Annotated in this window: 1 pseudogene; it reads right to left on the bottom strand. The window is 72.0% G+C overall.

What is annotated here, in order from left to right:
* Positions 1–689, bottom strand: a pseudogene (locus ABD993_RS06230) (2-oxoacid:acceptor oxidoreductase subunit alpha); the annotation flags it as partial.

Here is a 689-nt window from a genome sequence, read left to right as displayed (position 1 = left end):
CCGGCCTCGCCGGACGGGTCGTCGACGGCGATGTCCGGCACGGGGATGCCGTCGATCTTGGCCGCGCGCAGTCGCATCATGCGGTCGTGGTTGTCCGGGTCGTAGGAGATCGAGCCGCGCCCGTCCGCCTTCTCCAGGCCGCCGATCCGGTGCTCCAGGCCCGGGGTGCCGGGGATCGCCCACGGCCGGGCCAAAGTCTCGGGGTCGCGCAGGTAGGGCCAGAACTCCCCCGAGCCGTCCGGGGCGTTGACCTCGGTCGCGAAACCCGGATCCACCTTCTGCAGGGTCGAGGCGTCCGGGACCTTCCACGGCTCGGAGCCGTTGGCCAGCGCACCGTCGGAGAGCACCATGACCGGGGTGCGGTACTTCACGCTGATGGCGGCGGCCTCGATGGCGGCGTGGAAGCAGTCCCCCGGCGACTGCGGCGCGATGATCGGCAACGGCGCCTCACCGTTGCGCCCGAACATCGCCTGCAACAGGTCGGCCTGCTCGGTCTTCGTCGGCAGGCCCGTGCTGGGCCCGCCGCGCTGGACGTCGATCACCAGCAGCGGCAGCTCCAACGCCACGGCCAACCCGACCGTCTCGGCTTTCAACGCCACACCCGGACCACTCGTGGTCGTGACACCGAGTGCGCCACCGAAGCTCGCGCCCAGGGCGGCGCCGACACCGGCGATCTCGTCCTCGGCCTG

Source organism: Pseudonocardia xishanensis, assembly GCF_039541715.1.
GTDB lineage: Bacteria > Actinomycetota > Actinomycetes > Mycobacteriales > Pseudonocardiaceae > Pseudonocardia > Pseudonocardia xishanensis.
Note: the sequence above shows the minus strand (reverse complement) of the source record. Positions and strands in the feature narration are given on the sequence as shown.